This is a genomic window from Duganella sp. CF517, from assembly GCF_900110275.1.
Taxonomy (GTDB): Bacteria; Pseudomonadota; Gammaproteobacteria; order Burkholderiales; family Burkholderiaceae_D; genus Rugamonas.
In genome coordinates, this window is sequence record NZ_FODC01000010.1 from 35,593 (window position 1) to 62,058 (window position 26,466).

Sequence of the window (26,466 nt, forward strand, 5' to 3'; positions counted from 1 at the left end):
GCAGGAGCGAAGGGGCCGCGTTGGGCGCGCCAAAGCGGCAATTGTAACAACTCGGCGCAATAATAGGTACGGCAACAATTCTGCCCTACAATTTGTTTTTGCTTCGACCTGTGAAAAATGAAAAAAATCGCCCTGCTCTCCCTGCTGATGTTGTCCCTCAACCTGCACGCCGCCGAGCGTGAATGGACGCCCTATAAAAAACTGGTCGAGGGCCTGCGCCTGGACCGGTTCTACGCGCTGCCGCTCGCCGAGCGCGACCGGGTCAACCTGTTCCTCAAGGTGCAACCGGTCAACAAAGCCTACAAGCCGTCGGATGTCGTGCTGACCGTCGTCGACGGCGCCGAACGCACGCCGCTGCCCGCGCTCACGCCGGACTTCCGGCTGGCGATCGGCGCGCCCAATCCCAAATGGATGCGGGATGACGTCAAGATCATGACCAGCCTGCCCAAGGAAGACAAGACGGCCGTCAACTACGAGGCCGTGACGCCGCTGCCGGAAGGATTGCAATGGTCGTACGCCACCGTGATGGGCAGCGTCGGGCAAATGAACAAGGCGATCAAGAAGATGGCCGGCGCGATGAGCCTGTTCGCCCCGAGCGTCGATGCCGTGCTGTTCAAGTTCGACAAGCCGGCGCAGCTGAGGGTCGGCGCCAAGGTCTACACCACCAACGCGAAACACGAGATCGCGCTGAAGCCGGACGCGGACTTGCTGAAGTCCAACCCGATGATGGTGGCGTCCGAGCGCCCGTTCGAAGCGGAACTGCGGGGCGACTAACCCGGCCACCGGTTCAGCGGACATAAAAAAAGCTGCCTGATGGCAGCTTTTTAATATTCCCGAAGGATTCCCGAAGGAGGCGAGCCTGATCTGCGGCACTTATGGTTAACAGCCGTGGCTGCTTCGTTCCCGACCTGACCAGGTTAGCCGTGCCACAATGCGCAGGGGCCCGCCGGGATCAATTATACCCTACAGGCCCAACTCCTGCCAAATCTGATCGACGCGCGTTTTCACCTCGGGCGTCATGGTGATCGTCGTGCCCCATTCGCGGGTCGTCTCGCCGGGCCACTTGTTGGTCGCGTCGATGCCCATCTTGCTGCCCAGGCCACTGACCGGCGAGGCGAAATCCAGGTAATCGATCGGCGTGTTGTCGACCAGGGTGGTGTCGCGGGTCGGATCGACGCGGGTGGTGATCGCCCAGATCACTTCCTTCCAGTCGCGCACGTTCACGTCCTCGTCCACCACCACGATGAACTTGGTATACATGAACTGGCGCAGGAAGCTCCACACGCCGAACATCACGCGCTTGGCATGGCCGGCGTACTGCTTCTTGATCTGCACCACCGCCATGCGGTAGCTGCAACCTTCCGGCGGCAGATAGAAATCGGTGATCTCGGTGAACTGCTTTTGCAGCAGCGGGATGAACACTTCGTTCAGCGCCAGACCCAGCACGGCCGGTTCGTCCGGCGGCTTGCCCGTATAAGTCGAGTGGTAGATCGGATCGCGGCGCATCGTGATGCGGTCGATAGTGAACACCGGGAAGGAATCCTGCTCATTATAGTAGCCGGTGTGGTCGCCGTAAGGCCCCTCGAGCGCGTGCTCGTAGCCGGACGGATGGTTCTCGTCCGGATAGATATGGCCTTCCAGCACGATCTCGGCCGACGCCGGCACCCGCAGCTCGCTGCCGATGGCCTTGACCAGCTCGGTGCGGCTGCCGCGCAGCAGGCCGGCGAACTGGTATTCCGACAAGCTGTCCGGCACCGGCGTGACCGCGCCTAATATAGTAGCGGGATCGGCGCCCAGCGCGACGCAGATCGGATAGGGCTTGCCCTTGTTCTGTATGGCGTGCTCGCGGAAATCGAGCGCGCCGCCGCGATGCGCCAGCCAGCGCATGATGACCTTGTTCGGGCCCAGCACCTGCTGGCGGTAGATGCCCAGGTTCTGGCGCTTCTTATTAGGTCCCTTGGTGATCACCAGGCCCCACGTGATCAGCGGCGCGATGTCGCCCGGCCAGCAATGCTGGATCGGCAGCTTGGCCAGATCGACGTCGGCGCCCTCCCACACGATGTCGTGGCACGGCGCGCCGCGCAATTCCTTCGGCGCCATGTCCCAGACGGCCTTGACCAGCGAACCCAGGCCAAGCAGGTCCTTGAAATCCTTGGGCGGTTCCGGCTCCTTCAAGCGCGCCAGCACGTGGCCGATTTTGCGCAGCTCGCCGACATCCTCGGCGCCCATGCCGAGCGCAACCCGGCGCGGCGTGCCGAACAGATTGGTCAGCACCGGCATCGTGTGCCCGGTCGGATTTTTGAACAGCAATGCCGGTCCGCCGGCGCGCAATGTGCGGTCGGATACCTCGGTCATCTCTAAATGCGGCGAAACGGGCAATAAAATGGGCCTAAGTTCGTCGATTCGTTGCAGTTGAGAAATAAAATCTCGCAAATCAGAATATTTCATTGTTTTTTAATTTTTCGTGCAGTGAAGCGTACTGTTTAAAAATACAGGTCAAGTAGTTGATTTTATTGGTTTTCCAGCGAACACAAGCAAAAAAGTAAGACTTAAAAGTTATAGCTTTCAATTGCGTTAGTATTGACTTGATATAAAACGGCTTCTACAATTTGCCCTACTTGAAGAGGACACGGTCTCAGGACCACATGGAAGCACATGTTGTTGTTGCTCATTCATTCACGGAGTCGGGGCTCCACATGACATTTTAAGGAGTGTTTTCAAAAGGCGTCTGCCTTACCCCCGAAAGAAGTTGTATTGCGACTGATCGAATACCACAGGGAAAGATCAGCTCAGGCAAGCAATGACGGCGTCCAACGCGCGCACCCATAGCGGCGACGGACGATGATATTTCTGATGCATGGCATTAGCACCCGGTTAGCTGCGTTCGACGCTGGCAGGGACCCGCTTTTACGGCATTTCAGGGGAACTCTATGATTAATCGCTTCACTAGTGCGTCGGCTGCGGCCCGCACTTACCTGGCCGGCCAGCCAGCGACGTCGTTTTTGACGGCCCGCGTATCGGCAAAGGGCATTTTCACCACCGCCCAGCACACTTTGACCATTCTTGGTGTGACCGCTTTAGTTGTCATGGCAGTATTTTTTGTTCGTCCGGACCTGGCCAAAGCCTTGAGCGACAGCCTGAACCCGGCTCCAGAAGTCCCAGCCGTTGCCGCCGTCGTGGCGCCGCCGCTGTCGGCACTGATGCAAACCCAAGCCACCGCTCCGGTAACCGCCTCGGCCAACGCCAAGGACGCCCCGCTGAGCGCCGACGACAAAGCCCTGGTGGGTACCCAGAAGCAGCAACAATGGGTCACCTCGTGGCTGTCGAAGCGCTACCGCGTGGCTGGCGACGCCGCCAACATGCTCGTTTCCACCGCCTACCTGACGGCCCGCGAGATCAAACTCGATCCGCTGCTGATCCTGGCCGTGATGGCGATCGAATCCGGCCTCAATCCGTTCGCGGAAAGCCCGGTCGGCGCGCAGGGCCTGATGCAGGTCATGTCCAAGATCCACCACGACAAATTCCAGGAAATGGGCGGCCTGCAAGCGGCGCTCAATCCGGTCGCCAACATCCGGGTCGGCTCGCTGATCCTCAAGGATTACGTCCAGCGCGGCGGTTCGGTCGAAGCCGGCCTGAAGATCTACGTCGGCGCGGCAGCGTTCGAACATGACGACGGCTACGGCTCGAAGGTCATGGCCGAGTACAACCGCCTGAAGCAGGTTTCGGCAGGCAAGAAAGTGCCGACGATCACGCCTATGCTGGCGGTGGCCAAGCCACAACCGCAGCAGCAGCCGCAGCAGCAAACCGCGCCGATCGCGGCGGCGCCAAGCCCGAACCACGACACGCAAATCGCCGGCCTCTAATATATATAGGGGACACCGACAAAAAGGCCGTTCAGTGCAGACTGAACGGCCTTTTTCTATTGTCCAGCGTCACGGGCAGCTGGTCACCTTGGTCTTGATGCCGTCGCGGAAAGGATCGCGCCCGCCGGTCAGCGCATTGTTTTCCTTGTACGCGCAGTACGAGCCGCCGCCCGGCGTGCGGACCTTGGTCATCAGGCGGCCGTCGGGCATGACCACCTCCTGCGTCGTCGTGCCGCTGTCGTTGCCGACGTAGGCGCCGCCTATCCTTGCGGCCAGGGCCGTCGTATCGTTGGCGATCCGCTTGTCGCGCGGGTTCCAGGCTTCCTTGCGCAGCTGCTTGTCGACCAGCGCGGCGCTGTTGAGCGCGCGCTGCCGCAGGTCGTCGGGCGACTTGGCGGCCTGCTCCGCGAACGGGTCCGGCGGCGGTGAGACGGGCTGGGTGATCGCTTGCGGTTGCGCCGCGGAGACGGCGGCCGGCTCGCTGGGCGCCGGCGTCCGCGTTCTGGCGGCGGGCGGCGTGGCCGACGGCCGCCCGGCCGGCTTCGGTGACGCCGGCACAGCCGGCTGTAGCCGTTTGACCGGCGCCAGGATATAGGTGATGGCCGCGTGCGGCGCCAGGGCAGCCGCCAGCGGACGTTCAGGCGTCTGCCACGCGACGAAGCCCAGCACGTGGGCGGCGCCGATCAGCGCCAGCCAGCCGCGCCGCCGCCAGGCTTGCGGGCCATGGGCAGGATAGAGTTCGATAATGCGCCCTCAAGATTAGTCGAATATCAACTGATTCTCTAGTGCAAGCCGCGCAAGGTCAACGCCCATATAAAAAAAGCCACCGCAAGATACCTTGGGTGGCTTCAGGCGATACCGGATGGGGCTTAGCGTTTCTTGTCGGCCGCCACTTCGTCCGGACGCAGGCGCGCGGCCAGCTTGTCCAGCACGCCGTTGACGTATTTGTGGCCGTCGATACCGCCGAACGACTTGGTCAATTCCACCGCTTCGTTGATGACGACGCGGTAAGGAATTTCCAGGTTGTTCTTCAGTTCGAACGCGCCGATCAACAGCACCGCGTGCTCGATCGGGGACAGTTCGGAGATGCCACGGTCGACCAGCGGCGCGAACGTCTCGCGCAACGCCACCGAATCCTTGATCGCGCCGTACAGCAGCACGGTGAAGTGGTCGCCGTCGGCCTTGTCGAAGCCGTGCGCGCCACGGATGTTATTGACCACGGTGGCGGCGTCTTCATTGTTGAGCAGCCACTGATACAAACCCTGCAACGCGAACTCGCGTGCGCGGTGACGCGGCGTGCGACTCTTGCTAGGGTTGGCGTGCAAAATTTTATCTGTCATGGTTGTACCCGTTTCTAATTACTTACTTAAATACTCACTACACTGCTGAAAATCCGGTCTGGTGCGCCGGCGCATACCGGCACACCCTGCCGTCCTACAAATATTACTCGTCGTCGCCCTGGTCCTGGCTCAGCTCTTCGAGCGCGATGGTCAGGTTGGCCATCTCGACGGCCACGCGGGCGGCGTCGGCGCCCTTGACGGCCATGCGCGCTTCCGCCTGCTCGTCGTTCTCGGTGGTCAGGATCGCGTTGGCGATCGGAATACCATAATCGAGGCCGATACGCGTGATACCCGCGCCCGACTCGTTCGACACCAGCTCGAAGTGATACGTTTCGCCGCGGATGACCGCGCCCAGCGCGATCAGCGCGTCGAACTGCTGCGACTCGGCCATCTTCTGCAGCACCAGCGGCACTTCCAGCGCGCCGGGAACGGCCACATGCAGCACGTCCTCGTCGGCCACGCCCAGGTGCTTCAGCTCGGCCAGGCAGGAGGCCAGCAAGCCGTGGCAGACGTCCTCGTTAAAACGCGCCTGGACGATGCCGACGCGCAAACCGTCGCCGGACAAATTGGTTTCGTAGCTTCCTACCGTCATGATGGACCTCTTTAATATGTGTGTTGTTAGTTCGGTTTGGCCAAGTAGCCGGTCACTTCAAGATCGAAGCCTGTCATCGACGGCATCTTGCGCGGGCTCGCCAGCAGCTGCATCTTGCAGACGCCGACTTCCTTCAAAATTTGCGCGCCGATACCATAGCTGCGCAGGTCCATGCTGGCCGCGCGGCCTTTCGGTTTCGTCTCGGGCTTGTCGAGCGCCTGGAACTGCGAGAAGAACTGCTCCGCCGTCTCCTCGCAATTGAGCAGCACGATCACGCCGCTGTCGGCGGCCTTGACCGCCGCCAGCGACGACGACAGGTTCCACGAGTGGGTGGTCGCCTCCGACTCGAGGATGTCGAGGATCGAGACCGGCTGGTGCACGCGCACCAGGGTTTCCTTGTTCTTTTCGATCTGGCCGTGGACCAGCGCCAGGTGGGCCGAGCCGCTTGGCTTGTCGCGGTAGGCGATCATGCGGAACTCGCCCTGCGCCGTCTTCAGCTGGCGCTCGCCGATCTGCTCGACGAGCGACTCGTTGCGGCTGCGATAGTGGATCAGGTCGGCGATGGTGCCGATCTTCAGATTGTGTTCCTTGGCAAATTCCAGCAGATCCGGCAGACGCGCCATCGTGCCGTCGTCCTTCATGATCTCGCAGATCACCGACGCCGGGGTCAGGCCCGCCATCGCGGTGAGGTCGCAACCGGCTTCGGTATGGCCCGCGCGCATCAGCACGCCGCCCTTTTGCGCTTTCAGCGGGAAGATATGGCCCGGCTGGACGATATCGGTCGGCTGCGTATCCTTGGCCACGGCCACCTGGATGGTCTTGGCGCGGTCGGCGGCCGAAATACCGGTGGTCACGCCCTCTGCCGCCTCGATCGAGACGGTGAAGTTGGTGCCGAAGGCGGTACCGTTACGGGTCGACATCATCGACAGGTTCAACTGGTCGCAGCGCTCTTCGGTCAGGGTCAGGCAGACCAGGCCGCGCGCGTGCTTGACCATGAAATTGATGGCTTCCGGCGTGACGAAATCCGCCGCGAGCACCAGGTCACCTTCGTTTTCCCGGTCTTCTTCATCGACCAGGATCACCATGCGGCCAGCGCGCAATTCGGCGACGATTTCTTCGGTGCTGGAAATTGACATTTTTAATCCTTGGGAACTTTGCGAGAACAGGCCGCTATTTTAAAGGATTTACGCCTTCCCTACCGTAATCAGCCGCTTTTATCCGGCAAAAGACGGCGTTTGCGGCCTCGAGCCTTTGCATATTGCAAACATTACCGACTGGTAAGGCATGCGGCATGCTCGAGCGCCAAGCCGGCGGTTACAATCGGGGCCGGTATCCTGACAATAACTGGAGATTTTCGGATGGGTCGAACGACGCGACAAAAAACGGTGCCTGCGGCCCAACTGCTGATTTCGCTCGGGTTGGCCGCCATGGCCGTACCGCTGCACGCGCAGGACGGCCCGCCGATCTCCCCTTACCGCCCGTCGGTATCGAGCCCGGCACAACTGCCGGCGCCCGGCCAGCTGGAATTCGAGCTCGGCGGCCTGAGCAGCAAGACGGACGACGACCGGCGCGCGAGCTTGCCGTACACCTTCAAACTGGGGTTCAACGAACAATGGGGCGTGCTGATCGGTGGCGAAGGCTACGTCTCGGCGCGAACGGACGGCGATCCGCGCCAGCGCGGCATCGGCGACACGACATTGGAACTCAAGCGCGCGTTCCTCATCGACGATGGCACCGCGTTTGGCCTGGAGTTGGGCGTGAAACTGCCGACCGCCAAAGACAGCATCGGCAGCGGTCGCAGCGACTACGTCCTCAACGGCATTTACAGCCAGGACATGGGCATCGTCCACATGGACGCCAATCTGAACGCGACACGGCTGGGGGCTTACGAGGCCGGCAGCGGGCGGATTCAGAAGGGCTGGTCGGCGTCGTTCTCCGCGCCCGTGTCGGAAAAATGGGGCGTGACCACGGAACTGTCGGGCACGCGCCGCAGCGGCCAGACCAATACCGCCCAGCTGCTGGTAGCCGCCACCTACAGCCCGACCAAGCGCCTGACCATCGATTGGGGCGTTGCCAGAGGCCTCACTTCGGCCTCTCCGGATTGGTCGCTGTTCAGCGGCATTGTGCTTCCATTGGCCAAGCTGTGGTAGCTAATCGCCGGCGCGCCAGGGGGAGCGCCACCGGGAGCGCCGCGCTCACCGCCCGGCGGGTATGACCGTCTTCGCCTGCCCGCCCAGCGCCGCCTCGATCCGCTCCCGGGTCAGCTCGCCTGGATCCCCCTGCCAGATAATCTTGCCGCTGCGGTCGGCCAGCACCGCGTACGGCATGGCGCGCACCGCCAGGCGCTTGAAGAACGCGCCGTCGATATCGGTGCCGACATGGAACTGCATCGGGAAGCGCGTCACAAATTCGGCGATGCTCTTCTCGTCGTCGCGCGTCATGCCCAGCACCACGAGTCCGCGCTCGCCCAACTCGGCATGGAGCTTGTTGAGCTCGGGGATGGAGTGCCGGCACGGCTCGCACCACACGGCCCAGAAGTCGATCAGCACGACCTTGTTGCCCAGGCTGGCGGGCTTGGCGCCGAAGTAGTCCAGCCGCATTGGCTCGACCGTCTTGCCCACCATCCGGCCATTGACGAAATCGTGTATCGCCGCTTGCGCGCCGGAGGCGAGGATCGACAGCAACAGGACGAACGCTAGCTTAAGGAAACGTGACCTTATGATGGTAGTCATGGCGGTTTGCTCTGCTTTTGAAGTGACGGACACTGCATGTTAGGCTGGGCCAAGCCAACTGAATTGCCGAGAATCAAATAACGCATGGAAATTTTGGAGGCGGATCGCAAGCAACACCCCGCCGCCGCAATCGCGCCGTCCCGCCAGCGCGTGCGCCACGAGCATCAAGGCAGACGCCTGCGTCAGGGAAGACCAGGAGCCGAGACGCAGCGCGGGAGAATCACGCCCCGGGCCGCAGTACGATTACTTTCCGGCCGCGCCCACGGACACCATCCGCTCTACGTAGCGGGCGATCAGGTCGATTTCCAGGTTGACCTGCTTGCCGACCGCCAGATGCTTCAAAGTGGTCACGGCGATGGTGTGCGGAATCAGGTTGATCGAGAACTGGCACACCAGATCGGCGCCGGTGCCGATGTCGGTCACGCGGTTGACGGTCAGCGACACGCCGTTGACGACGATCGAGCCTTTGAAGGCGAGGAACTTAGCCAGGTGGTGCGGCGCTTCGACGACCAGCTCCCACGACTCGCCCACCGCCTCGAACTTGCGCACCACGCCGAGGCCGTCGACGTGGCCGGTCACCAGATGGCCGCCGAGGCGCTCGCTCAGGGTCACGGCTTTTTCCAGGTTCACTTCGGTCAGGGTGTCGAGGCCGACGGTGCAATTGAGGCTCTCGCGCGAGACGTCGACGCTGAAGTTGGTGTCGGTCTTTTCGATCACGGTCATGCAGGCGCCGTTCAGGGCGATCGAGTCGCCCAGCGCGACGTCGGCCAGCGGCAAGCCGCCGGCGTTGACGTTCAGGCGCACGCCCGCGAAGGAGCCGCCTTCCAAAGGTTTGACCGATTCAATTTTGCCGACAGCGGCGACGATTCCAGTAAACATGTGAGTGCAATCTTAAAGATGGGTGAATCGTGCAAGGATACGCAAATCTTCGCCGATCTGCTTAACCTCGTGAAATTTTAGACGCTGTTGCAGCGACAGGTCGGTCAACGCCGGCAGCGCGAACATGCCTTGCGCGTCGCCGATCAGGCTCGGCGCCAGGTACAGCAGCAGCTCGTCGACGCAGCCCTCGCGGATCAGCGAGCCATTGAGCTTGCCGCCCGCCTCGACGTGCAATTCATTGATCTGCCGGCGGCCCAGCTCGCGCATCAGTTCGGGCAAGTCCACCTTGCCGGCCGCGTTGGGCAGCATGATGACGTCGGCGCCGGTGGCGCGCAAGGCTGCTTCCTTCTCTGGATTGGCGACGGCGGCCACGATCCAGGCGCCGCCGCCCTCCAATATTTTGGCGGACGGGCTGATATCGAGCTTGCTGTCGACCACGATGCGGCGCGGCTGGCGCGTCGTCTCGACCGCCCGCACCGTCAGTTGCGGATCGTCGGCCTTGACGGTGCCGATACCGGTCAGGATGGCGCAGGCGCGGGCGCGCCAGGCGTGGCCGTCGGCGCGCGCCTCCGGTCCGGTGATCCACTGGCTCACACCGTTGTGTAGCGCCGTCATCCCGTCCAGGCTGGCGGCGCTTTTCATGCGCACCCACGGCAGACCGCGCGTCATGCGCGAGAAAAAGCCGATGTTCAATTCGTAAGCTTGCTCGGCCAGCAGGCCGGTGCTGGTCTCGATGCCGGCGGCGCGCAGCTTGGCCAGTCCCTGCCCGGCGACCAGCGGATTCGGGTCCTCCATCGCCGCCACCACGCGGCCGAGGCCGGCGCGGACCAGCGCGTCCGAGCACGGCGGCGTGCGGCCGAAGTGGTTGCACGGCTCCAGGGTGACGTAGGCGGTGGCGCCGCGCACGTCGTGGCCGCGCGCCTGCGCATCCTTGAGCGCCTGGATTTCCGCATGGTCGCCGCCGGCTTGCTGCGTCACGCCGGCGCCGATGACGTGGCCGTCGCGCACGATCACGCAGCCGATGTGCGGATTGGGCGAGGTCGTGTACAGACCCTTCGCGGCCCATTCCAGGGCCAGGGTCATGCCTTCGAAATCGTTGCTGATGTTCACATTGTCCTTAATTGCTCATTCCGTTGGTTCTCGCGCCACAGCTGCGTCCTGTGCCATTATAAGCAAATGGAAATCGCGTTGCTCGCGCCGCCATATACCAACGTCTGAGAAAAAACTAGTCAGGATTGCCGGCTTCCGTCAGAGTTCAGCCCTTCGACGCGGGTCAAGCGCCGATTACATGGTGTTTGTATTATCCATCAACGCACTTCGCGCTCAATGGCGATGCACGGTCCCAGCAGAGAGGAATTTAATGCAAAAACTGGAAACCATCGAGACAAGGATGGACACCAGGGTTGCGTCCATCGAACGCTTGATCGTGGAAGCAATCGCTTCCGCACGTGAGACGCGTAACGATATCAAAAACCCAAGGTGGACGAATATCGCGACCGCCATTGCGACTGTGCTTGGTATGGCAGCGCTCAATGCGACGGTGCTGTCGAATATGGTGGCGTCCTTTGAATCCGGCAAGAACACGGCCACAGCTCAAGCCGAGGTCAAGAAGAACTCAGAGGAAACCGCAACCCTCATCAAGAAAATGCGGGAAGATCTTGATGCAAGACGCGCAGAGATGCGTTAAGCCGCATAACCGCCGTAATTAATCATTAACCCCACCGCAGTTGACACGGTCGATGGCAGGATCGCAGACGCGCAGTCGGCCCAGCATGTTGATTTTGATGTTGCGCGCATCGTCGCCCCGCGCCAGCGACAGCGTACCCCAGCGCGCCGACAAGCTGTTACTTGCGGCGCAACTGCGTCCCGCGCCGTTGTAGGCGAGGTAGAGCGGCGTTCCCCCGGATGAGAATGCGGAGACGACTGTCATTCCCGCCGGCAGCGGTCCGTGCTGGAATAGGCGCTGTTCGCCGGCGTCCGGCCGGCGGTTGCCGTTGGCATCGACGAACACGATCCAGCCCTTGGCCCAGTCCCTGCCGCTCGGCTCAAGCGGCCCCAGCATTACCGGGCCGCCGCGCGCAATCGCGTGCGAGCGGGTCAGGTCGATGGCGGCGACCAGATCGTTGACGGCGACCCGCAACTGCTGGCGCCGCATCACGTCATGGTAGGCGGACGCGGCGGCGCCAAGCAGGATGCCAGCGAGCACCAGCACAACCAATAGCTCGACCAGCGACACTCCCGCGATGATTCGCTTCATGGCAGCCCCGCTTAGCGCCAGCACTCGGCGAGCGTGCCTTTGGACAGCCGCTCGCCGATGCTGGTGACCGTCATTTCGCGGCATTCGTCGTCGCGGTAGTCGGCATCGACGACGGCGGTTCCGGCCGTGGCGACCAATTGCACGCACTGCTCGATCGGCTCGTCGTCGCAGGCCATGCCTTCGATCTCGTAGCCGCTGTCGGGCGCGCGGCCGCCACTCCACCACTGGAACTGGCGCGCCTCGAAATCGGTCGAGCCGGAGGAGAACGCGATATACGTGCCGTGCTGCGTGAAATAGCGCTCCTGCTGCAACATCAACTTCAGCAGCATCGCCTGCGCCTCGTTGCGGCGCGTGCTGATCACATGCTGCTGCCAGGCCGGCATGGCGGCAGCGGCCAGGACGGCGAGGATTACCATTACGATCAGCATCTCGATCATGCTGAAACCCCTGCGCGCGCGATGTCTCATTTGACGGCCTCGTGAAGTTGACGCCAATTGCCCACCTCGCGCCAGCTGAGGCGACCGGCGCGCTGTGCCACTTTGACGCGGCCGAGGACCACGCTACCGTGTGGGGAAACGTTGGCAACGGCCAGCTCTTTGAGCAGGTACGTGCGGCCGGTAGGGTCGCGCGGCGTCTGGCTGGATGCAATGGGCAGCAGGGACGGCATTGCCCGGTAATCGTCCGACACTTGCCCGACAATCGGCTGCTCGGTGGACGGCGGTGTCGGTAGCCTTGCTACGGCGCTATCCTTGGCCAGCCCGGTGAGCACATTGAGCGCATAGGTGCGGCCGCGGGCTTTGTCACAGGGATCACTTGCGGGCAGCAGCGTATTGAAGAAGACTTCCCCGCCGGCCAGCACGCCGCGATCGATGCTGCGCTCGCCCGTTCTCTCCGCCTGCAGGAAATCGACATACCAGCCCTTGCTGTCGAATTCCATCTTGGCGCCGCTCAAGCTGAACGGCGCGGTGCCGCCATTGTCCAGCAGTACGCGCTGCGTCAACTGGCTGCGACTAGTGACGACCTCGGCGGGATCAAGCAGACTGTCGCGGATGGCGTAATAGGACTGCGGTGAAAAACCGGCCGACGTGCGGTCGGCCTTTTCCAACAACTTTCCCGTCCCGAACAGAACCAGATAACCGCCGCCTTCGGCATACGCCAGCAAGGGCTGCTGGGTGATCGGCTGGCGCGTGCCGCTGTCGTCGCGCGCGACAAACAGGGGCGCGCCGCCGACACCGGGACCGACCGCGCCCGCCCAGGGCGCGCCGCCGCCGAAATCGAAGCGCCACAAATTACCTTGCAGGTCGCCGGCGTAGCCATAACGCAGCGAGCCGGTGCGGTCGGTCACCAGCACCGGCGCGCTGAGCGCGTTGGCCGAGGCGGCGTCCGCAATCGGCGTGGTGAGACGATAGTAGTTGGCGTTGAGCAGCCACGCCGCGCCGCGCGGTTTGTCGAGCGCCAGCAGGAACAGGGCGCCCTTCCCCGTCGGGCTGGCGTTGCCGTCCGGCGCGTATGTGTTCAGCCCGCTCGCAACGACCGCGAAATGCTGGTAGATCGGCACGCCGGCCACCGTGCGCGTCCGCAATTTTGCGATTTGCGGCCGCGTGGTGACATTGCCCATCAGGGTATCGTCGCGGTCGGTGAATTCCCACAGCACGCCGCCGTCGGCGAACCGCAGCGGATCGGTAACGTCCAGCGCGAAAACACCCTGCGCCCCGCCGCCCATGCCGGAGACCAGGATCGTCTTGTCCCTGCCCGAAATCACCGCCTCGCCAACGCCTGCCGGCCCATCGACATACGCCTGGTGAACGTAGTCGGGACCGGGCAGGCGGTTCAACTTTTCCATCACCGCGTTCGGCACATACGCGAACAACTCGCTGCCATCGGCGGCGTTGAAGGCGTGCAGCATGCCGTCGTTGGCGCCGACATAGATGACGTCGGGCCGCGTGCGCGACGCCGCGCCGGGGGCTGGCCCCGCATACACCGGCGTGCCGTTGATGGAATCGCCCAACACGCTGCTGCGCGTGCGGAAGAGCTTGCCCTCTTGGGTCCGATCGCCGCGCAGGAAAGCGAGGCGTTGCTCGCCGAAGGCATCGGCGCCGGTGGCGGGCGGCGGCGCCTGATCCAGTTTCTGTCGCTGCTCGGCCGACAAGGCGCTCCATTCGAACGGGATCATCGCCAGCGCGCCGTTCGGCTCCACGATGGCCGTGAAGATTTTACGCGCCGCCGGGTCTGGCGATGGCGGGCGCGCGCCGTCGCCCGTCAGCAGCGCACCGGCGTCCCACATCGCCGTTGGCGTGAATGAAGATCCCGCGCCGCCGGGCGACAAGATGTAGCGGGAAAAGTGGCCGCCCCAGTCGGCGGTATTGATACTCGCCTGAAAAAGCTCGCCGGCACCGGCGGTGGCAGGTGGCGGCGCCACGCGCAGCAACGACGCGCCGTCGAACTCGGCGGCGCCGGCTGGCGGCGAGGCGACGCGACACGCGGCCGTCAGCGGCTCGCTGGCGATGTCGAGCACCGGCGGCGCCGCGTGCGCGCCAGAGGCCAACATGCCAGCCAGCAGCGCCAACCCTTTCAGCATCTCCACCAACCAACGCCGACCGTTCATCGCAGACATACGCCCTCCTTACTCCGGCTTGCTGAACACGCTTTGCAACACCACCTCGGTCGCCGCTTTCGCGCCGAAACCGATCGCCGTCACCCGATAGCAATAGCTGGGCGTGGCGGCCGCCGACGCATCCTCGCCCGGATGGTGGCACTCGGTGCGTTCGATCAGGTAGCGCGGTTTCTTGAACGGCGCGAAGCCTTGCCCGGTCGGCATCGCCACCCCGGTCGCCGCGCCAAACGCGACCGTGCAGCCGCCCTCGACGGCGCCGGACAAGTCGACCCGCTGCCACACCGGCGCCTCGCCGCAGGCCGGATCGACGACCTCGCCGCCGCCCGCCTCGATGTCACGTTCCGCATCCGCCAACGCATCCTCCGCTGCCTGAAACGCCACTTCGCGATCGCGCTCGCCGCGCGCCGCTTTCTCGCCCTGCAAACTCAGCTGCGCCGCCGACACGCCCAACAGCATCACCAATATCAGCATGAGCAAGCACACCAGCAACGCCACGCCGCGCTCTTGCCGCGGCGCCTTGCAAACCCTCGGGCGCGCCGCCACGTCAGCCGCTCCTGTTGCGCAGCGCGACCGTCATCCCGAATACACGCCGCGCCCGCCAGCGCTGCGCTTCCGGGAATATTCCCTCCGCGATCCGCACGCCCCGATCGTCGCCATGGCCGTCCGAATAAGCCGGCCCGAACAGATCGAACCGGCGCACCACCGCATCGGCCCGCGTGTTGTTCTCGCCATGCAAGAGCAACGCGAGCTTCACGCTGCAAACGCGCTTCCAGTTGGTCTTGCGATGCAAATCGCGCTGCAGTTCCTCCGGCGTGGCGCCGACCAGCGCCAGCGCCGCATCCATGCCGTTGATCGCGGTCGCGTTGACGAAGGTATTGGGAATGCCATCGGCAGGCTCGTCGCTATCGAGGCCGTACAGCACCTGGAAGGAATCGACGCCGCGCACGATGGCATCGGCGCCCCAGCCCGCCGCGCTGCGATACTTGCAGCGCAATTCCGGCTCGCCCCCGGCATCGGCGGCGACATAAAAAATGCTCCATCCGCGCTCGATCACGGCCGATGGCGCGCCCACGCCGAAGCCGGCGCAGTTGAGGCTGGAGCCGTCGCCGTTTGCGCCGTCGCCATGGCCGGAAAAGCGCACCGCCAGCACGTCACTGCCGTTGGCCATGTCCGGCGCCAATCCGGAGATACCGTCGCTGGCCTTGCTGACGCTGCTGGCGTCGATCCCGGCGATCGCCGCCGGCTCGTGCGCGGCCAGCTCGGCCGGCGCCTCCTTGCTATCCCAGTTGACATAAGCGCCCTGCCGTATCGCCTGCGACATAATTTCCAGTGCGTAGCGCCCGCCGTCGTCGATCCACGTGTTCTCGCTGTGGTTGCGGTAGCTGCCGCTGGTCGCCAGCAACAAGCCGCTGGCCAGCAACGTCAGCACCAAGCCCAGTCCGGTGGCGATGACCAGCTCGATAATCGTCCAGCCCCGCTGGCGCGCGCGCATCATGGCGCTCCCACGGCCAAGGTGAGCGCAACCCCTGGCACATACTCGCCGGCCTCGTCCTTGCGCGGCGTGCCGTCCGGATTTTTGCCGCGCCAACCGACCTTGATCACCAACGGCGCGCCGGCGCCGCCGGTGCACGCCCAGCGCAGCTTGCCGCCCGCCCACAGGCCGGCGTCGCGGCACACCACCGCGCGGCCGGCCGGCAAGTTCTCCCGCATCAGCGCCTTCATTTCATACAGGTCGAACGCGGCTAGCTGCGCGCCATCGCAATCGCCGCCATAGCACAGCGCGGCCGGCGGCGGCGGGTTGGGCTCGGCCAGCACATCGTAATCGAGGGTGAGATAGAGGTTGGCGCCGTCGGCCAGGCGCATCTGTTCGGGATTGGCGCGCATGCGTTCGGCCATGCCGACGGCGAGCCACGACGCCTGTGCCAGCAAGGTCGACTGGTGCCGGGCGCGCAGCGCCGCCAGTTGCATCGACACGCCGCCGACGATGCCCAACGCCAGCACGAGCACGGCGATCATCACTTCGAGCAGGGTAAAGCCGGCAACAGCACGGGCCGTGGGCATGCGCACCTCCGCAAGTCGACAGCGACAGTCGGCGACTGTCGGGGACTATGCTAGACGGTAGCAGCGGCCAATGGCCGAGGTATGAGGTGGATCAAGGGTGCGCTAGCAGGATGCTAGCTTTTGCGCGGTTTGCGGTCCTGTCCGACTTCGGCGATGGCGTCCTGGAATTCGGCCAGGTCTTCGAAGTTTTTGTAGACCGATGCGAAGCGGATATACGCGATCTTGTCGAGGCGCTGCAGCTCCTGCATCACCAGCTCGCCGATGTAGCCAGTGTCGACTTCGCGCTTGCCGCTGGTGAGCAATTTTTCTTCGATCGACAACACGGCCGCGTCCACGGCGGGCGCCGCCACGGGGCGCTTGCGCAGGGCCAGGGTCAGGCTGCCGCGCAGCTTGGCGGCCGAATACTCGGTGCGGCTGCCGTTCTTCTTGACCACGTAAGGCATGACCAGCTCGATGCGCTCATACGTGGTAAATCGTTTATCGCATTTGCCGCAACGCCGGCGCCGGCGTATGGAATCCCCTTCCTCGGATACACGCGTATCGAGAACCTGGGTATCTTCATGCTGGCAGAACGGACATTTCATATGAGCCATGGGCAAACTTACATTGAACCACTTGACGGGACGCCGGCCAGGCCGGCATCCCGCCTTACTACTGACACAAATTACTTGGCGTAGACCGGGTATTTATCAGCCAGCACCTTCACCGCCGCTTTGACGCGCTCGATGGTGGCGGCGTCGTGCGGGTTGTCCAGCACGTCGGCGATCAGGTTGCCGACTTCTTCCGCTTCCGCTTCCTTGAAACCGCGCGTGGTCATCGCCGGGCTGCCCAGACGGATGCCGGAAGTCACGAATGGCTTCTGCGGATCGTTCGGGATGCCGTTCTTGTTGGTGGTGATGTGCGCCGTGCCCAGGATCGCTTCGGCTTCCTTGCCGGTCAGGTTCTTCGGACGCAGGTCCACCAGCATCACGTGCGACTCGGTGCCACCGGACACGATGCGCAGGCCGCGCTTGATCAGGGTCTTGGCCAGCACGTCGGCGTTGATGACGACTTGCTGCTGGTAAGCCTTGAACTCGGGTGTCAATGCTTCCTTGAAAGCGACGGCCTTACCGGCGATCACGTGCATCAGCGGACCGCCCTGGATGCCAGGGAAGATGGCCGAGTTGATGATCTTCTCGTGCTCGGCCTTCATCAGGATGATGCCGCCGCGCGGGCCGCGCAGCGATTTGTGCGTGGTCGAGGTGACGAAGTCGGCGTGCGGCACCGGGTTCGGGTACAGGCCGGCGGCGATCAGACCGGCGTAGTGCGCCATGTCGACCATGAAGTAGGCGCCAACGGCCTTGGCCACGGCGGCGAAACGCTCGAAGTCGATTTTCTTGGAGAAGGCCGACGCGCCGGCGATGATCAGCTTGGGCTTGTGTTCCTTGGCCAGCGCTTCCATGGCGGCGTAGTCGATGTCCTCTTCCGGGGTCAGGCCGTACGAGACGACGTTGAACCACTTGCCGGACATGTTGAGCGGCATGCCGTGGGTCAGGTGGCCGCCTTCGGCCAGCGACATGCCCATGATGGTGTCGCCCGGCTTGAGGACGGCGAAGAACACGCCCTGGTTGGCCTGCGAGCCCGAGTTCGGCTGCACGTTGGCCGCTTCGGCGCCGAACAGTTGCTTGACGCGGTCGATCGCCAGTTGCTCGACGACGTCGACGTATTCGCAGCCGCCGTAGTAACGCTTGCCCGGATAGCCTTCGGCGTACTTATTGGTCAGCTGCGAGCCTTGCGCTTCCATCACGGCCGGCGACGTGTAATTCTCCGACGCGATCAGCTCGATGTGGTCGTGCTGGCGGGTGTTTTCTTTTTGGATGGCGCCGAACAATTCCGGGTCAACCTTGGCGAGGGTGTGATCTTTTGCGAACATGAAAAACTCCAATCGAATGAGTAACTGTAGTACTTGGCAGGCTGGATCGAATGAGGGACGCCGATAGCGGACAGGCAGCCTCTTTCGTGCTTTCCATCGATGGGCTGCCCAGGCGAACGGCTAGTGAAATCTCACGTTTCCCGGTGGATGCCCACCTTTCGCCGACGGACCGACGCACCATTTTGGGGCCGACCGCAGCTTTTCGCCAGTTACGTGAGACGTAATGGAACCCGGATTGTAATTTATGCGCCAGATTTGAGCAAGGAAATGACTTGCATAACTTACAAGATTGTGCGTTTTCCCCGGGGACCGCGAGCGTTGCTGCCATTTCGGCTACAATTTTGTCCAGCCTTCCGCCCTCTTACCTCACCGACAAGGATAAAACATGATCGTCTTCATCACTGGCGCCACCGCCGGCTTCGGCGCCGCCATGGCCCGCACTTTCGTTCAAAACGGCCACAAAGTGCTGATCAGCGGACGCCGCGAGGACCGCCTGCAAACCCTGTCGGCAGAACTGGGCGACGCCGTGCTGCCGGTGGTGCTGGACGTCACCGACAAGGTTTCGATCAAAACCGCCCTCGACGGCCTGCCGGCCGCATGGAAGCAGATCGACGTACTGATTAATAACGCCGGCCTGGCGCTGGGCGTGACCCCGGCGCACGAATCGTCGCTGGACGACTGGGACACGATGATCGCCACCAATTGCAGCGGCTTGGTCGCCATGACCCGCGCGATCCTGCCGGACATGGTCAAACGCGGCAGCGGCACCGTCATCAACCTGGGCTCGGTGGCTGGCGCGACGCCATATCCAGGCGGCAATGTCTACGGCGCGACGAAAGCGTTTGTCGAGCAGTTCACGCTGAACCTGCGCGCGGACCTGATCGGCACCGGCGTGCGCGCCACCAACCTGGCGCCCGGCCTGTGCGGCGGCACCGAGTTCTCCAACGTGCGCATGAAGGGCAACGACGAAGCCGCCGCCAAGGTATACGAAGGCACCGTGCCGCTGACGGCCGAGGACATCGCCAACACGGCGTTCTGGATCGCCACCCTCCCGCCCCACATCAACATCAACCGCATCGAAATGATGCCGACGTGCCAGGGCTACGGTCCGCTGGCCATCAAACGCAACGTTCAGTAGGTTCAACCAGGGGGCCACGCAGACGCGGCCGCCCCCTGCAATTCGTAAGCGGTTGTTACAATCCTTGGCAAGTTGCTCATAAAACGCTTAACTGTCGGCAGTGCAATCTTTGCGCCGCGAGTTGAAATCCCGCACAACCGGCGGGAAGGACGTGCTTTTCACCGTTCAAGCTTCAACCAAAAGAACAAAATCGCGTAGAATGTTGCTCAACACAACTTGCAATCCTAACAACATGCCAGCAGAGTTCATCTGGAACGTCCGGGTCTACTACGAAGACACCGACGCCGGCGGTATCGTCTATTACGCGAACTATCTGAAGTTCTTCGAGCGCGCGCGCACCGAATGGCTGCGCCAGCTCAATGTGAGCCAGCACGCTTTATTGCAGGAGCACGACGCTATGTTCGTCGTCAAAAGCGTCAGCGCGGAGTATCATGCGCCTGCTAAGCTTGACGACGTAATAAAATTGACACTTAGTATCGAAAAATTAGGACGCGCCTCGATCTCCTTTGTCCAGGAGGCCTGGTGCGGCGAGCAACTGCTGAACACGGCGCGGGTCAAGGTCGGCTGCGTCGACGCGACGCTGCGCCCCCGCGCGGTGCCGCCGGCCGTCGCGGACAAAATGCGCAGCATCACCAACATCACCAAAACAGACTGATCAGACTGATAAACAATGAACGTCACCCAAGACCTCTCTTTCCTGTCCCTCATCTCCAATGCCCACCTGATCGTGCAACTGATCATGGCGTTGTTGTTCATTATCTCGCTGACCAGCTGGACCTACATCTTCAGTAAACTGTTCGCGGTGCGCTCGGCGCGCCGCCTGACGATCGACTTCGAAAAAACCTTCTGGGCCGGCGGCAACCTGCACGCGCTGCACCAGAACGCCGGCAAGGACCGCGCCACCAGCGGCCCGCTGGCGCGCATCTTCGAAGCCGGCATGGGTGAATTCATCAAGAGCAAGGCCGCCTACGCCGCCAGCCGCGACACCGTCGACCACGGCGCCATCCTCGACGGCGCCCGCCGCGCCATGCGCGCCGCCTTCCAGCGCGAAATGGACGTGCTTGAATCGCACCTGGCCTTCCTGGCCTCGGTCGGCTCGGTGTCGCCGTACATCGGCCTGCTGGGCACCGTCTGGGGCATCATGAACGCCTTCCGCGGCCTGGCCAACGTGCAGCAAGCCACCCTGGCAGCCGTCGCGCCCGGCATCGCCGAAGCGCTGATCGCCACCGCCATCGGCCTGTTCGCGGCGATTCCGGCGGTCGTCGCCTACAACCGCTTCTCGCACGACATCGATCGTCTGGCGATCCGCTTCGAAAGTTTTGTCGAAGAGTTCTCCAACATCCTGCAACGTCAATCGCGTTAAGAAGGCAGAGAGACCATGGCTTCTTCTTTCTCCAGCAGCATGCGCGGCGGCCGCGGCCGCAAGTTCAAGTCCGAGATCAACGTCGTGCCGTACATCGACGTCATGCTGGTTCTGCTGATCATCTTCATGGTCATGCCGTCGGCCACCGATCCGAGCATCGTCGACTTGCCGAACGCTGAAAAATCGACCAAGCCGCCGAGCGACTACGTGCAGATCGTCATCAAGCCGAACGGCGCGCTGTCTATCGGCGTCAAGGGCAAAGGCGAGGACGCGCCCGAAACGGCCCCGAACCGCGACGCGCTGGTCAAGAAACTGCGCACGCTGCACGAGAGCCATCCGGACTATCCGGTGCTGATCGCCGGCGACAAGGAAAGCAAGTACGACGACGTCATCCAATTGATCTCGGAAGCGAAAAAGATGGGCATCAACCGGGTCGGCTTGTCCACCAAATAACACGTGCAGACGATGAAACCCGCAACCGCAGGCGGTCCGTACAAGGTTCCGCGACAAAACGAAGGCTGGCGCTCCATTGTGCTGGCGGTGGCGATGCACGCGGTGCTGCTGCTGTTCCTGTGGGTCGGCGTAAGCTGGCAGAACAATGAACCGACCGAAGTGCAGGCCGAGATCTGGGACATGAAGGTGCAGGACGCCGCGCCGCCCGCCCCGACGCCCGAGCCCGCCCCTGAACCGGAGCCGGAACCCGAGCCGACGCCCGTGGTCAAGACCCCGCCGCCACCGCCGGTGGAGGCGCCGCCCGCGCCGAAGGAACCGGACATCGCCCTCGAACGCTTGAAGGCGAAGAAAAAACTCGAAGAGAAGAAGCTGGCCGAAGCCAAGGAAGCCAAGCTCAAACAGGAAGCCGAAGAGAAACAGGCCAAGCTGGACGCCAAGAAGCTGGCTGAGAAGAAACTCGCCGAGCAAAAGCTGAAGGAAGAGAAGGAACAGGCCGAGAAGGACAAGAAGGAACTGGCCGAAAAGGAAAAAGATAAGAAAAAGGCCGCCGCCGAGAAACTGGCCAAGGAAAAAGCCGAGAAGGCCGCCAAGGACAAGGCGTTCGCCGCCGAGATGAGCCGCATCACGGGCTCGGCCGCCAAAGGTTCGACCGGCACGGCCGCGCAATCTACCGGCGGCCGTTCCGACGGCGGTTACGAGGCCGCCGTTCGCGCCAAGATCAAGAGCAATCTGGCGTTCGGCGGTGCCGACGACACGCTGACCGCGACCTATTTGATCACGCAACTGCCGTCCGGTGAAGTCATCAACAAGCGCAAGATCAAGGGCAGCGGCTCGACCGCCTACGACGAAGCGATCGAGAACGCGATTGAAAAATCGTCACCACTGCCGAAGAAGAAAGATGGTACGGTGGAGCGCGAATTTACAGCCGTCTTTAAATTAAAGGATATGCATTGATATGAAAAAACTGACCCTCCTTTACGCCGGCCTGACCATTGCCGCCACCATGGGCGGCGCCCAGGCGCAGATGCGCATCGAAATTTCCGGTGTCGGCAGCAACCAGATCCCGGTCGCCGTGGCCGGCTTCGCCAATGAAGGCGTGTCGCCGCAGAAGATCTCCGAGATCATCAAGGCCGACCTCGAGCGCAGCGGCGCCTTCAAGGTCATCGACGCCGGCGTCATCAGCGACGTCAACAACATCGACTACAGCGCCTGGAAATCCAAGGGCGCCGACGCGCTGGTCGTCGGCACCGTCGACGCGCTGGCCGACGGCCGCTACGACGTGCGCTACAAGCTGCTCGACACCGTCAAGCAAGCCAAGATCTCCAATTTGGACAAAGCCGTCACCGCGCAGTTCACCCGTCTGTCGGCCCACCTGATCGCCGACGACGTCTACTTCAAGCTGACCGGCATCCGCGGCGCCTTCGCCACCCGCATCTCCTACGTCAAGCAGGAAGGCCGCAACTACCAGCTGCTGGTGGCCGACGCCGACGGCGAAGGCGAACAACTGGCGCTGCGCTCGAACGAGCCGATCATCTCGCCATCGTGGTCGCCGGACGGCACCAAGGTCGCCTACGTCTCGTTCGAACAGAAAAAGCCGGTGGTTTACGTGCAAAACCTGGTCACCCGCGCCCGCACCGTGGTCGCCAACGAAAAAGGCAGCAACTCGGCCCCATCGTGGTCGCCGGCCGGCAACAAACTGGCCGTGGCGCTGTCGAAGGACGGCCACACCCAGGTCTACACCGTCAACACCGACGGCAGCGGACTGCGCCGCGTCTCCAACAGCAACGGCATCGACACCGAGCCGCAATTCTCGGCCGACGGCCAGAGCATCTACTTCACCAGCGACCGCAGCGGCGGCCCGCAGATCTACCGCATGAGCGCCGACGGCGGCGAAGCCAAGCGCGTGACCTTCAGCGGCACCTACAACACCAGCCCGCGCATCTCGTCGGATGGCAAGACCTTGGCCTACATCTCGCGCCGCGACGGCAACTTCCAGCTGTACGTGCTGGACCTGGCCAGCGGCCAGGAGCAGCGCCTGTCGGACACCACCAGCGACGAATCGCCGAGTTTCGCTCCCAACGGCAAATACATCATGTACGCCACGCAAGCCGGCGGCCGCAAGTCGCTGGCCGTGGTGTCCGTCGACGGACGTGTGAAGCAACGCCTGACCACGCAGGCGGGCAACATCAAGGAGCCCACCTGGGGTCCGTTCATGCAGTAATTCAATTCAAACCAATCAATTACTAGGAGAATCAAATGCGTAAACTCAGCAGCTTAGCTTTCGCCATCACCACCGCCGCCATCCTGTCGGCGTGCTCGACCCCGGTCAAAGTGTCGGAGCCGGCGCCAGTCGTCGAGCGCCCGGCCGACAAGGCCGCGCCATCGCAATCGGACACCCGTACCGTCGCCCCGGTTGAAACCAAATCGCTGGACCCGCTGGACGATCCAAAGGGCGTGCTGGCCAACCGCAGCATCTACTTCGACCTCGACAGCTATGTCGTGCGCGCCGATGGCAAGCCAGTGGTGGAAAACCACTCCGCTTACCTGACCAAAAACAAATCGCGTTCGATCCTGGTCCAAGGCAATACCGATGAGCGCGGCAGCTCCGAGTACAACCTGGCGCTGGGCCAGAAGCGCGCCGAAGCCGTGCGCAAAGCCATGACCACCTTGGGCGTGCCGGAATCGCAGATCGAAGCCGTCTCGCTGGGCAAAGAGAAGCCAAAAGCGACCGGTTCGAACGAAGAGGCATGGGCACAGAACCGTCGTGCTGACATCGTCTACAAGTAATCGAAAGCACTACCCTTTTGCCGGGTCACAGGCATAATACGGGGCGGCGCGCGGTATTCAACCGCGCCCTGCCCCGTTTCCATTTTGATTTGCTGAAAGCGCCCGACATGAACAAACTCACCAAATCCGGCCTCGCCGCCGCCCTGCTGGCCGCGCTGACGTGGCTGCCGATGCAAGCCCACGCCGGCCTGTTCGACGACGAGGAAGCCCGTAAAGCCCTGCTCGACCTGCGCGCCAAGGTCGAAGCGATGCGCATCGAAATGAACGCGCGCCTGGACACCAAGTCCGACAAGTCCGCCGCGCTGGACCTGGTCACGCAAAACGAAAACACGATGCAGGAGCTCAATAAGCTGCGCGGCCAGATCGAAGTGCTGCAAAACGAGCTGTCGAACGCGCAAAAGCGCCAGAAGGATTTCTACGTCGACCTCGACACCCGCCTGCGCAAGCTCGAGCCGCGTGAAGTGACCGTCGACGGCAAGGCCGCCCAGGTCGATCCGAGCGAGCAGAAGAACTACGACGCCGCCATGGAACTGTTCAAGGCGGGCGACTACAAGGCGGCCGGCACGGCCCTGTCCGACTTCGTGCGGCAGTTCCCGGCGTCCGCCTACACGCCCAACGCGCAATACTGGCTCGGCAACGCCTTCTACGCCCAGCGCGACTGCAAGAGCGCCATCAGCGCCCAGCTGCAGGTGCTGAAGAACTATCCGGACAGCCCGAAGGCCCCGGACGCCATGCTCAACATCGCCAGCTGCCAGACCGAGCTCAAGGACAAGGCCGCCAAGAAGACATTGCAGGACCTGATCAAGCAATATCCGGAGTCGTCGGCCGCCGTCACGGCCAAACAGCGCCTCGGCGGAAAATAATGTCCTGAGGGCATTTGACAGGTTGGGCCGATACCCCCTATAATCTCGCTTCTTCGGGGGTCGTTAGCTCAGCTGGTAGAGCAGCGGACTTTTAATCCGTTGGTCGCAGGTTCGAATCCCGCACGGCCTACCACCGAAGCACCCTTGGGTCGTTAGCTCAGCTGGTAGAGCAGCGGACTTTTAATCCGTTGGTCGCAGGTTCGAATCCCGCACGGCCTACCAAGAATTATCAAGGAAGCCCACGAATTTCGGTTCGTGGGCTTTTTTGTTTCTGGTCGCTCTCTGGTCAGAACGAAGCCCTCTGCCTTCCCTATCGTTTTCGTCGCTCTTCCTTCAAAGCCAACTGGAACTTCGTCCACAACGGCCGAAGCTGTTTCCTGATACTCTGCGAGTTCATTATTTTGGCAGCCCGATATCCATAGCTAATGAAGTTCCGTCGCCCAAAGTAGGTATAACGCCGCATGAGATTCCCCATGAAGAGCGGGCGGGGGTCTGCTCCTCGCGCAACTCGCGCCCGATTGCGCTTTCTCATGGTTGCTTTCGCTACGTGCATACCCCTCATGAGCCGATCTGAGTATCTAGCGAGAGAGGCTGAACGAAGGTAAATTCGCTCACCGTCAAAGAGGAAACCTAGATACTGAAGAGGCTTATCCGTCACCAAGCGGCCTCCTCGTGTCACAAAATCACGGCGCTCTGTCTTCGCATCCTGAATCTCCAGCTTACACTTTGAGATAGCATCCTTAATAACTGCCTCGCAGGTAGTTTTCGCGGCCAGTGGCAATACAAACAACATATCGTCACAATACCTAAAATATTTCCCTCCTAATCCCTCAACATATTCATTGATAAAACAATCAAACTCTAGCATATAGATATTTGATAGCAGTGCGCTGATTGACGAGCCTTGCGGAATCCCTTTTCCCGTACTATTTGCCCGAATCATTCCGGAGGGACGAACTTTTTCCCTAAAGTCTTCAGGGGAGCACAGGCGATTACGACCTTTTTTCGGGTTATTCTTCGATATACCAAGCAGTTCCAACACCGAATCGAGATTCACCATCGAAAACCGAGTGATGGCTTTATATACCGCGTAGTGATCAGGAGAAAGCTGCGCCACACCAAGGACAGCCATCCAGGCCGACTTTAGTATTTTGTGATCCAATGTGTCGAAGAAACCGCGAATATCTAGGCCAAGGACAAAGCAATTGCTACGTCGCGAAACCTCTGTGAACCCTTCCGCAGCAAAGTGGATGTTACTTTTCCCTAGGGAGCGAAAGGCTAAAACGCAATCCTCTAGGCCGCGCCGAGTCAATTCTTGCTCGTATCGAGCAGATAGCAATTGGCAATAATAAGAGTAGATGTGACTATCGATATGCGATGCATAAGCGACCTTCCGCTCCTTGCGCTTTCGCACAAGCTGCTCCAAATCGTCATCCCACTTTACTTTGGTACTGAGAATATCGAAGTCAAGGAAAGGAAAAAAACTACGCTGAGCGACGCGAACAGGATCACTAACGATAGTTAGCGCCGCCGCTTGGCCTACGGGACGATCAAAGTGAAGATACCCTCTTCTACGGAACCAAGGCTCTCTAGTCGTCTGCATTTGCGAAAC

At 62.2% G+C, this 26,466-nt stretch carries 29 protein-coding genes, 2 tRNA genes, 1 other RNA gene and 1 riboswitch; of the genes, 14 read left to right on the top strand and 18 right to left on the bottom strand.

The window, feature by feature from the left end; all coding sequences use genetic code 11:
- Nucleotides 1–117: 117 nt before the first annotated feature.
- A complete protein-coding gene (locus BMX85_RS28145; RefSeq protein ID WP_090327229.1) occupies nucleotides 118–774 on the top strand; it encodes a hypothetical protein in 657 nt (218 codons plus the stop codon).
- Between the two features lie 75 nt (nucleotides 775–849).
- On the opposite strand, the gene ffs is transcribed toward BMX85_RS28145, so the two are convergent.
- Nucleotides 850–948: signal recognition particle sRNA small type (gene ffs / locus BMX85_RS28150), an RNA gene on the bottom strand.
- Nucleotides 949–963: 15 nt separating this feature from the next.
- Nucleotides 964–2,448, bottom strand: a complete 1,485-nt coding sequence (gene ubiD / locus BMX85_RS28155) for a 4-hydroxy-3-polyprenylbenzoate decarboxylase (RefSeq protein ID WP_090327234.1) — start codon at nucleotides 2,446–2,448, stop codon at nucleotides 964–966.
- Between the two features lie 482 nt (nucleotides 2,449–2,930).
- Here ubiD and BMX85_RS28160 point away from each other — a divergent pair, with 482 nt between their 5' ends.
- Nucleotides 2,931–3,863: a lytic transglycosylase domain-containing protein gene (locus tag BMX85_RS28160; RefSeq protein ID WP_090327239.1), complete on the top strand. Its 933-nt coding sequence runs from the start codon at nucleotides 2,931–2,933 to the stop codon at nucleotides 3,861–3,863.
- 69 nt (nucleotides 3,864–3,932) lie between these two features.
- Here the strand turns inward: BMX85_RS28160 and BMX85_RS28165 are convergent, their stop codons facing one another.
- The 4 genes from BMX85_RS28165 to ribBA form a co-directional block, all read right to left on the bottom strand.
- Nucleotides 3,933–4,532, bottom strand: coding sequence for a flagellar biosynthesis protein FlhF (locus BMX85_RS28165; protein ID WP_090327243.1), 600 nt, complete (start codon nucleotides 4,530–4,532; stop codon nucleotides 3,933–3,935).
- A 200-nt stretch (nucleotides 4,533–4,732) separates the two neighbouring features.
- Nucleotides 4,733–5,203: a transcription antitermination factor NusB gene (nusB, locus tag BMX85_RS28170; RefSeq protein WP_090327247.1), complete on the bottom strand. Its 471-nt coding sequence runs from the start codon at nucleotides 5,201–5,203 to the stop codon at nucleotides 4,733–4,735.
- A 103-nt stretch (nucleotides 5,204–5,306) separates the two neighbouring features.
- Nucleotides 5,307–5,795 (bottom strand): 6,7-dimethyl-8-ribityllumazine synthase, encoded by a 489-nt coding sequence (gene ribH, locus BMX85_RS28175; protein WP_090327252.1) that lies wholly within the window; start codon nucleotides 5,793–5,795, stop codon nucleotides 5,307–5,309.
- 26 nt (nucleotides 5,796–5,821) lie between these two features.
- Nucleotides 5,822–6,931 (bottom strand): bifunctional 3,4-dihydroxy-2-butanone-4-phosphate synthase/GTP cyclohydrolase II, encoded by a 1,110-nt coding sequence (gene ribBA / locus BMX85_RS28180; RefSeq protein WP_090327257.1) that lies wholly within the window; start codon nucleotides 6,929–6,931, stop codon nucleotides 5,822–5,824.
- A gap of 249 nt (nucleotides 6,932–7,180) precedes the next feature.
- On the opposite strand from ribBA, the gene BMX85_RS28185 reads away from it, so the two are divergent.
- Entirely contained in the window at nucleotides 7,181–7,945 is a 765-nt protein-coding gene (locus BMX85_RS28185) for a transporter (protein WP_229210703.1), read from the top strand.
- Nucleotides 7,946–7,990: 45 nt separating this feature from the next.
- On the opposite strand, the gene BMX85_RS28190 is transcribed toward BMX85_RS28185, so the two are convergent.
- The 3 genes from BMX85_RS28190 to ribD all read right to left on the bottom strand — a co-directional run bounded on the left by BMX85_RS28190 (nucleotide 7,991) and on the right by ribD (nucleotide 10,489).
- A complete protein-coding gene (locus tag BMX85_RS28190) occupies nucleotides 7,991–8,527 on the bottom strand; it encodes a TlpA family protein disulfide reductase (protein ID WP_090327261.1) in 537 nt (178 codons plus the stop codon).
- A gap of 243 nt (nucleotides 8,528–8,770) precedes the next feature.
- Entirely contained in the window at nucleotides 8,771–9,406 is a 636-nt protein-coding gene (locus BMX85_RS28195; protein ID WP_090327265.1) for a riboflavin synthase, read from the bottom strand.
- A 12-nt stretch (nucleotides 9,407–9,418) separates the two neighbouring features.
- Nucleotides 9,419–10,489: a bifunctional diaminohydroxyphosphoribosylaminopyrimidine deaminase/5-amino-6-(5-phosphoribosylamino)uracil reductase RibD gene (gene ribD / locus BMX85_RS28200; protein WP_090327606.1), complete on the bottom strand. Its 1,071-nt coding sequence runs from the start codon at nucleotides 10,487–10,489 to the stop codon at nucleotides 9,419–9,421.
- 277 nt (nucleotides 10,490–10,766) lie between these two features.
- Here ribD and BMX85_RS28205 point away from each other — a divergent pair, with 277 nt between their 5' ends.
- Entirely contained in the window at nucleotides 10,767–11,093 is a 327-nt protein-coding gene (locus BMX85_RS28205) for a hypothetical protein (protein WP_090327269.1), read from the top strand.
- Between the two features lie 18 nt (nucleotides 11,094–11,111).
- Here BMX85_RS28205 and BMX85_RS28210 read toward each other — a convergent pair whose 3' ends face one another.
- From BMX85_RS28210 to glyA, 8 genes are all read right to left on the bottom strand, one after another.
- Complete coding sequence (locus BMX85_RS28210) at nucleotides 11,112–11,663, bottom strand: GspH/FimT family protein (protein ID WP_090327274.1); 552 nt, start codon at nucleotides 11,661–11,663, stop codon at nucleotides 11,112–11,114.
- 11 nt (nucleotides 11,664–11,674) lie between these two features.
- On the bottom strand, nucleotides 11,675–12,130 hold the full coding sequence (locus BMX85_RS28215) for a type IV pilin protein (protein ID WP_090327278.1): 456 nt from the start codon (nucleotides 12,128–12,130) through the stop codon (nucleotides 11,675–11,677).
- A complete protein-coding gene (locus BMX85_RS28220; RefSeq protein ID WP_229210704.1) occupies nucleotides 12,127–14,268 on the bottom strand; it encodes a pilus assembly protein in 2,142 nt (713 codons plus the stop codon). The genes BMX85_RS28215 and BMX85_RS28220 overlap by 4 nt, the downstream gene beginning before the upstream one ends.
- Before the next feature lie 18 nt (nucleotides 14,269–14,286).
- Nucleotides 14,287–14,820 carry a pilus assembly PilX family protein gene (locus tag BMX85_RS28225; RefSeq protein ID WP_229210705.1) on the bottom strand — a complete coding sequence of 178 codons (534 nt, stop codon included), beginning with the start codon at nucleotides 14,818–14,820 and terminating at the stop codon, nucleotides 14,287–14,289.
- A gap of 1 nt (nucleotide 14,821) precedes the next feature.
- Nucleotides 14,822–15,772, bottom strand: coding sequence for a PilW family protein (locus BMX85_RS28230; RefSeq protein WP_090327282.1), 951 nt, complete (start codon nucleotides 15,770–15,772; stop codon nucleotides 14,822–14,824).
- Complete coding sequence (pilV, locus tag BMX85_RS28235) at nucleotides 15,769–16,338, bottom strand: type IV pilus modification protein PilV (protein ID WP_090327287.1); 570 nt, start codon at nucleotides 16,336–16,338, stop codon at nucleotides 15,769–15,771. The genes BMX85_RS28230 and pilV overlap by 4 nt, the downstream gene beginning before the upstream one ends.
- Nucleotides 16,339–16,451: 113 nt before the next feature.
- Complete coding sequence (gene nrdR / locus BMX85_RS28240) at nucleotides 16,452–16,922, bottom strand: transcriptional regulator NrdR (protein ID WP_090327291.1); 471 nt, start codon at nucleotides 16,920–16,922, stop codon at nucleotides 16,452–16,454.
- An 80-nt stretch (nucleotides 16,923–17,002) separates the two neighbouring features.
- Nucleotides 17,003–18,250 carry a serine hydroxymethyltransferase gene (gene glyA / locus BMX85_RS28245; RefSeq protein ID WP_090327617.1) on the bottom strand — a complete coding sequence of 416 codons (1,248 nt, stop codon included), beginning with the start codon at nucleotides 18,248–18,250 and terminating at the stop codon, nucleotides 17,003–17,005.
- Between the two features lie 99 nt (nucleotides 18,251–18,349).
- Nucleotides 18,350–18,473, bottom strand: a riboswitch (ZMP/ZTP riboswitch).
- 162 nt (nucleotides 18,474–18,635) lie between these two features.
- Here glyA and BMX85_RS28250 point away from each other — a divergent pair.
- From BMX85_RS28250 to BMX85_RS28295, 10 genes are all read left to right on the top strand, one after another.
- Entirely contained in the window at nucleotides 18,636–19,388 is a 753-nt protein-coding gene (locus BMX85_RS28250; RefSeq protein ID WP_090327295.1) for an SDR family oxidoreductase, read from the top strand.
- Between the two features lie 232 nt (nucleotides 19,389–19,620).
- The gene (gene ybgC, locus BMX85_RS28255) at nucleotides 19,621–20,043 is read left to right on the top strand and encodes a tol-pal system-associated acyl-CoA thioesterase (RefSeq protein ID WP_090327305.1); all 423 of its coding nucleotides are present in this window, start codon (nucleotides 19,621–19,623) and stop codon (nucleotides 20,041–20,043) included.
- Between the two features lie 15 nt (nucleotides 20,044–20,058).
- Nucleotides 20,059–20,751 carry a protein TolQ gene (tolQ, locus tag BMX85_RS28260; protein ID WP_090327309.1) on the top strand — a complete coding sequence of 231 codons (693 nt, stop codon included), beginning with the start codon at nucleotides 20,059–20,061 and terminating at the stop codon, nucleotides 20,749–20,751.
- Nucleotides 20,752–20,766: 15 nt separating this feature from the next.
- Entirely contained in the window at nucleotides 20,767–21,204 is a 438-nt protein-coding gene (locus tag BMX85_RS28265) for an ExbD/TolR family protein (RefSeq protein ID WP_090327316.1), read from the top strand.
- Between the two features lie 12 nt (nucleotides 21,205–21,216).
- Nucleotides 21,217–22,158, top strand: coding sequence for a cell envelope integrity protein TolA (tolA, locus tag BMX85_RS28270; RefSeq protein WP_090327319.1), 942 nt, complete (start codon nucleotides 21,217–21,219; stop codon nucleotides 22,156–22,158).
- Nucleotide 22,159: 1 nt separating this feature from the next.
- Complete coding sequence (tolB, locus tag BMX85_RS28275) at nucleotides 22,160–23,425, top strand: Tol-Pal system beta propeller repeat protein TolB (protein WP_090327322.1); 1,266 nt, start codon at nucleotides 22,160–22,162, stop codon at nucleotides 23,423–23,425.
- Nucleotides 23,426–23,460: 35 nt separating this feature from the next.
- Nucleotides 23,461–23,991, top strand: coding sequence for a peptidoglycan-associated lipoprotein Pal (gene pal, locus BMX85_RS28280; protein WP_090327327.1), 531 nt, complete (start codon nucleotides 23,461–23,463; stop codon nucleotides 23,989–23,991).
- Between the two features lie 107 nt (nucleotides 23,992–24,098).
- Complete coding sequence (gene ybgF, locus BMX85_RS28285; RefSeq protein ID WP_090327623.1) at nucleotides 24,099–24,854, top strand: tol-pal system protein YbgF; 756 nt, start codon at nucleotides 24,099–24,101, stop codon at nucleotides 24,852–24,854.
- Nucleotides 24,855–24,911: 57 nt separating this feature from the next.
- Nucleotides 24,912–24,987, top strand: a tRNA-Lys gene (locus BMX85_RS28290).
- Between the two features lie 13 nt (nucleotides 24,988–25,000).
- Nucleotides 25,001–25,076: transfer RNA gene (locus tag BMX85_RS28295), tRNA-Lys, on the top strand.
- Between the two features lie 88 nt (nucleotides 25,077–25,164).
- On the opposite strand, the gene drt2 is transcribed toward BMX85_RS28295, so the two are convergent.
- Nucleotides 25,165–26,457 carry an antiviral reverse transcriptase Drt2 gene (gene drt2, locus BMX85_RS28300; protein WP_090327332.1) on the bottom strand — a complete coding sequence of 431 codons (1,293 nt, stop codon included), beginning with the start codon at nucleotides 26,455–26,457 and terminating at the stop codon, nucleotides 25,165–25,167.
- Nucleotides 26,458–26,466: the final 9 nt, after the last annotated feature.

Coding starts and splice junctions, on each gene's coding strand:
- BMX85_RS28220 (WP_229210704.1), bottom strand. CDS start 14,268: ATGAACGGTCGGCGTTGGTTGGTGGAGATGCTGAAAGGGTTGGCGCTG.
- nusB (WP_090327247.1), bottom strand. CDS start 5,203: ATGACAGATAAAATTTTGCACGCCAACCCTAGCAAGAGTCGCACGCCG.
- pal (WP_090327327.1), top strand. CDS start 23,461: ATGCGTAAACTCAGCAGCTTAGCTTTCGCCATCACCACCGCCGCCATC.
- tolB (WP_090327322.1), top strand. CDS start 22,160: ATGAAAAAACTGACCCTCCTTTACGCCGGCCTGACCATTGCCGCCACC.
- glyA (WP_090327617.1), bottom strand. CDS start 18,250: ATGTTCGCAAAAGATCACACCCTCGCCAAGGTTGACCCGGAATTGTTC.
- ribH (WP_090327252.1), bottom strand. CDS start 5,795: ATGACGGTAGGAAGCTACGAAACCAATTTGTCCGGCGACGGTTTGCGC.
- drt2 (WP_090327332.1), bottom strand. CDS start 26,457: ATGCAGACGACTAGAGAGCCTTGGTTCCGTAGAAGAGGGTATCTTCAC.
- BMX85_RS28250 (WP_090327295.1), top strand. CDS start 18,636: ATGATCGTCTTCATCACTGGCGCCACCGCCGGCTTCGGCGCCGCCATG.
- BMX85_RS28205 (WP_090327269.1), top strand. CDS start 10,767: ATGCAAAAACTGGAAACCATCGAGACAAGGATGGACACCAGGGTTGCG.
- BMX85_RS28265 (WP_090327316.1), top strand. CDS start 20,767: ATGGCTTCTTCTTTCTCCAGCAGCATGCGCGGCGGCCGCGGCCGCAAG.
- pilV (WP_090327287.1), bottom strand. CDS start 16,338: ATGCCCACGGCCCGTGCTGTTGCCGGCTTTACCCTGCTCGAAGTGATG.
- BMX85_RS28145 (WP_090327229.1), top strand. CDS start 118: ATGAAAAAAATCGCCCTGCTCTCCCTGCTGATGTTGTCCCTCAACCTG.
- BMX85_RS28190 (WP_090327261.1), bottom strand. CDS start 8,527: ATGACTACCATCATAAGGTCACGTTTCCTTAAGCTAGCGTTCGTCCTG.
- tolQ (WP_090327309.1), top strand. CDS start 20,059: ATGAACGTCACCCAAGACCTCTCTTTCCTGTCCCTCATCTCCAATGCC.
- BMX85_RS28210 (WP_090327274.1), bottom strand. CDS start 11,663: ATGAAGCGAATCATCGCGGGAGTGTCGCTGGTCGAGCTATTGGTTGTG.
- ybgC (WP_090327305.1), top strand. CDS start 19,621: ATGCCAGCAGAGTTCATCTGGAACGTCCGGGTCTACTACGAAGACACC.
- tolA (WP_090327319.1), top strand. CDS start 21,217: ATGAAACCCGCAACCGCAGGCGGTCCGTACAAGGTTCCGCGACAAAAC.
- BMX85_RS28215 (WP_090327278.1), bottom strand. CDS start 12,130: ATGAGACATCGCGCGCGCAGGGGTTTCAGCATGATCGAGATGCTGATC.
- BMX85_RS28160 (WP_090327239.1), top strand. CDS start 2,931: ATGATTAATCGCTTCACTAGTGCGTCGGCTGCGGCCCGCACTTACCTG.
- nrdR (WP_090327291.1), bottom strand. CDS start 16,922: ATGAAATGTCCGTTCTGCCAGCATGAAGATACCCAGGTTCTCGATACG.
- ribD (WP_090327606.1), bottom strand. CDS start 10,489: ATGACCCTGGCCCTGGAATGGGCCGCGAAGGGTCTGTACACGACCTCG.
- ubiD (WP_090327234.1), bottom strand. CDS start 2,448: ATGAAATATTCTGATTTGCGAGATTTTATTTCTCAACTGCAACGAATC.
- BMX85_RS28195 (WP_090327265.1), bottom strand. CDS start 9,406: ATGTTTACTGGAATCGTCGCCGCTGTCGGCAAAATTGAATCGGTCAAA.
- BMX85_RS28230 (WP_090327282.1), bottom strand. CDS start 15,772: ATGATGCGCGCGCGCCAGCGGGGCTGGACGATTATCGAGCTGGTCATC.
- ribBA (WP_090327257.1), bottom strand. CDS start 6,931: ATGTCAATTTCCAGCACCGAAGAAATCGTCGCCGAATTGCGCGCTGGC.
- ybgF (WP_090327623.1), top strand. CDS start 24,099: ATGAACAAACTCACCAAATCCGGCCTCGCCGCCGCCCTGCTGGCCGCG.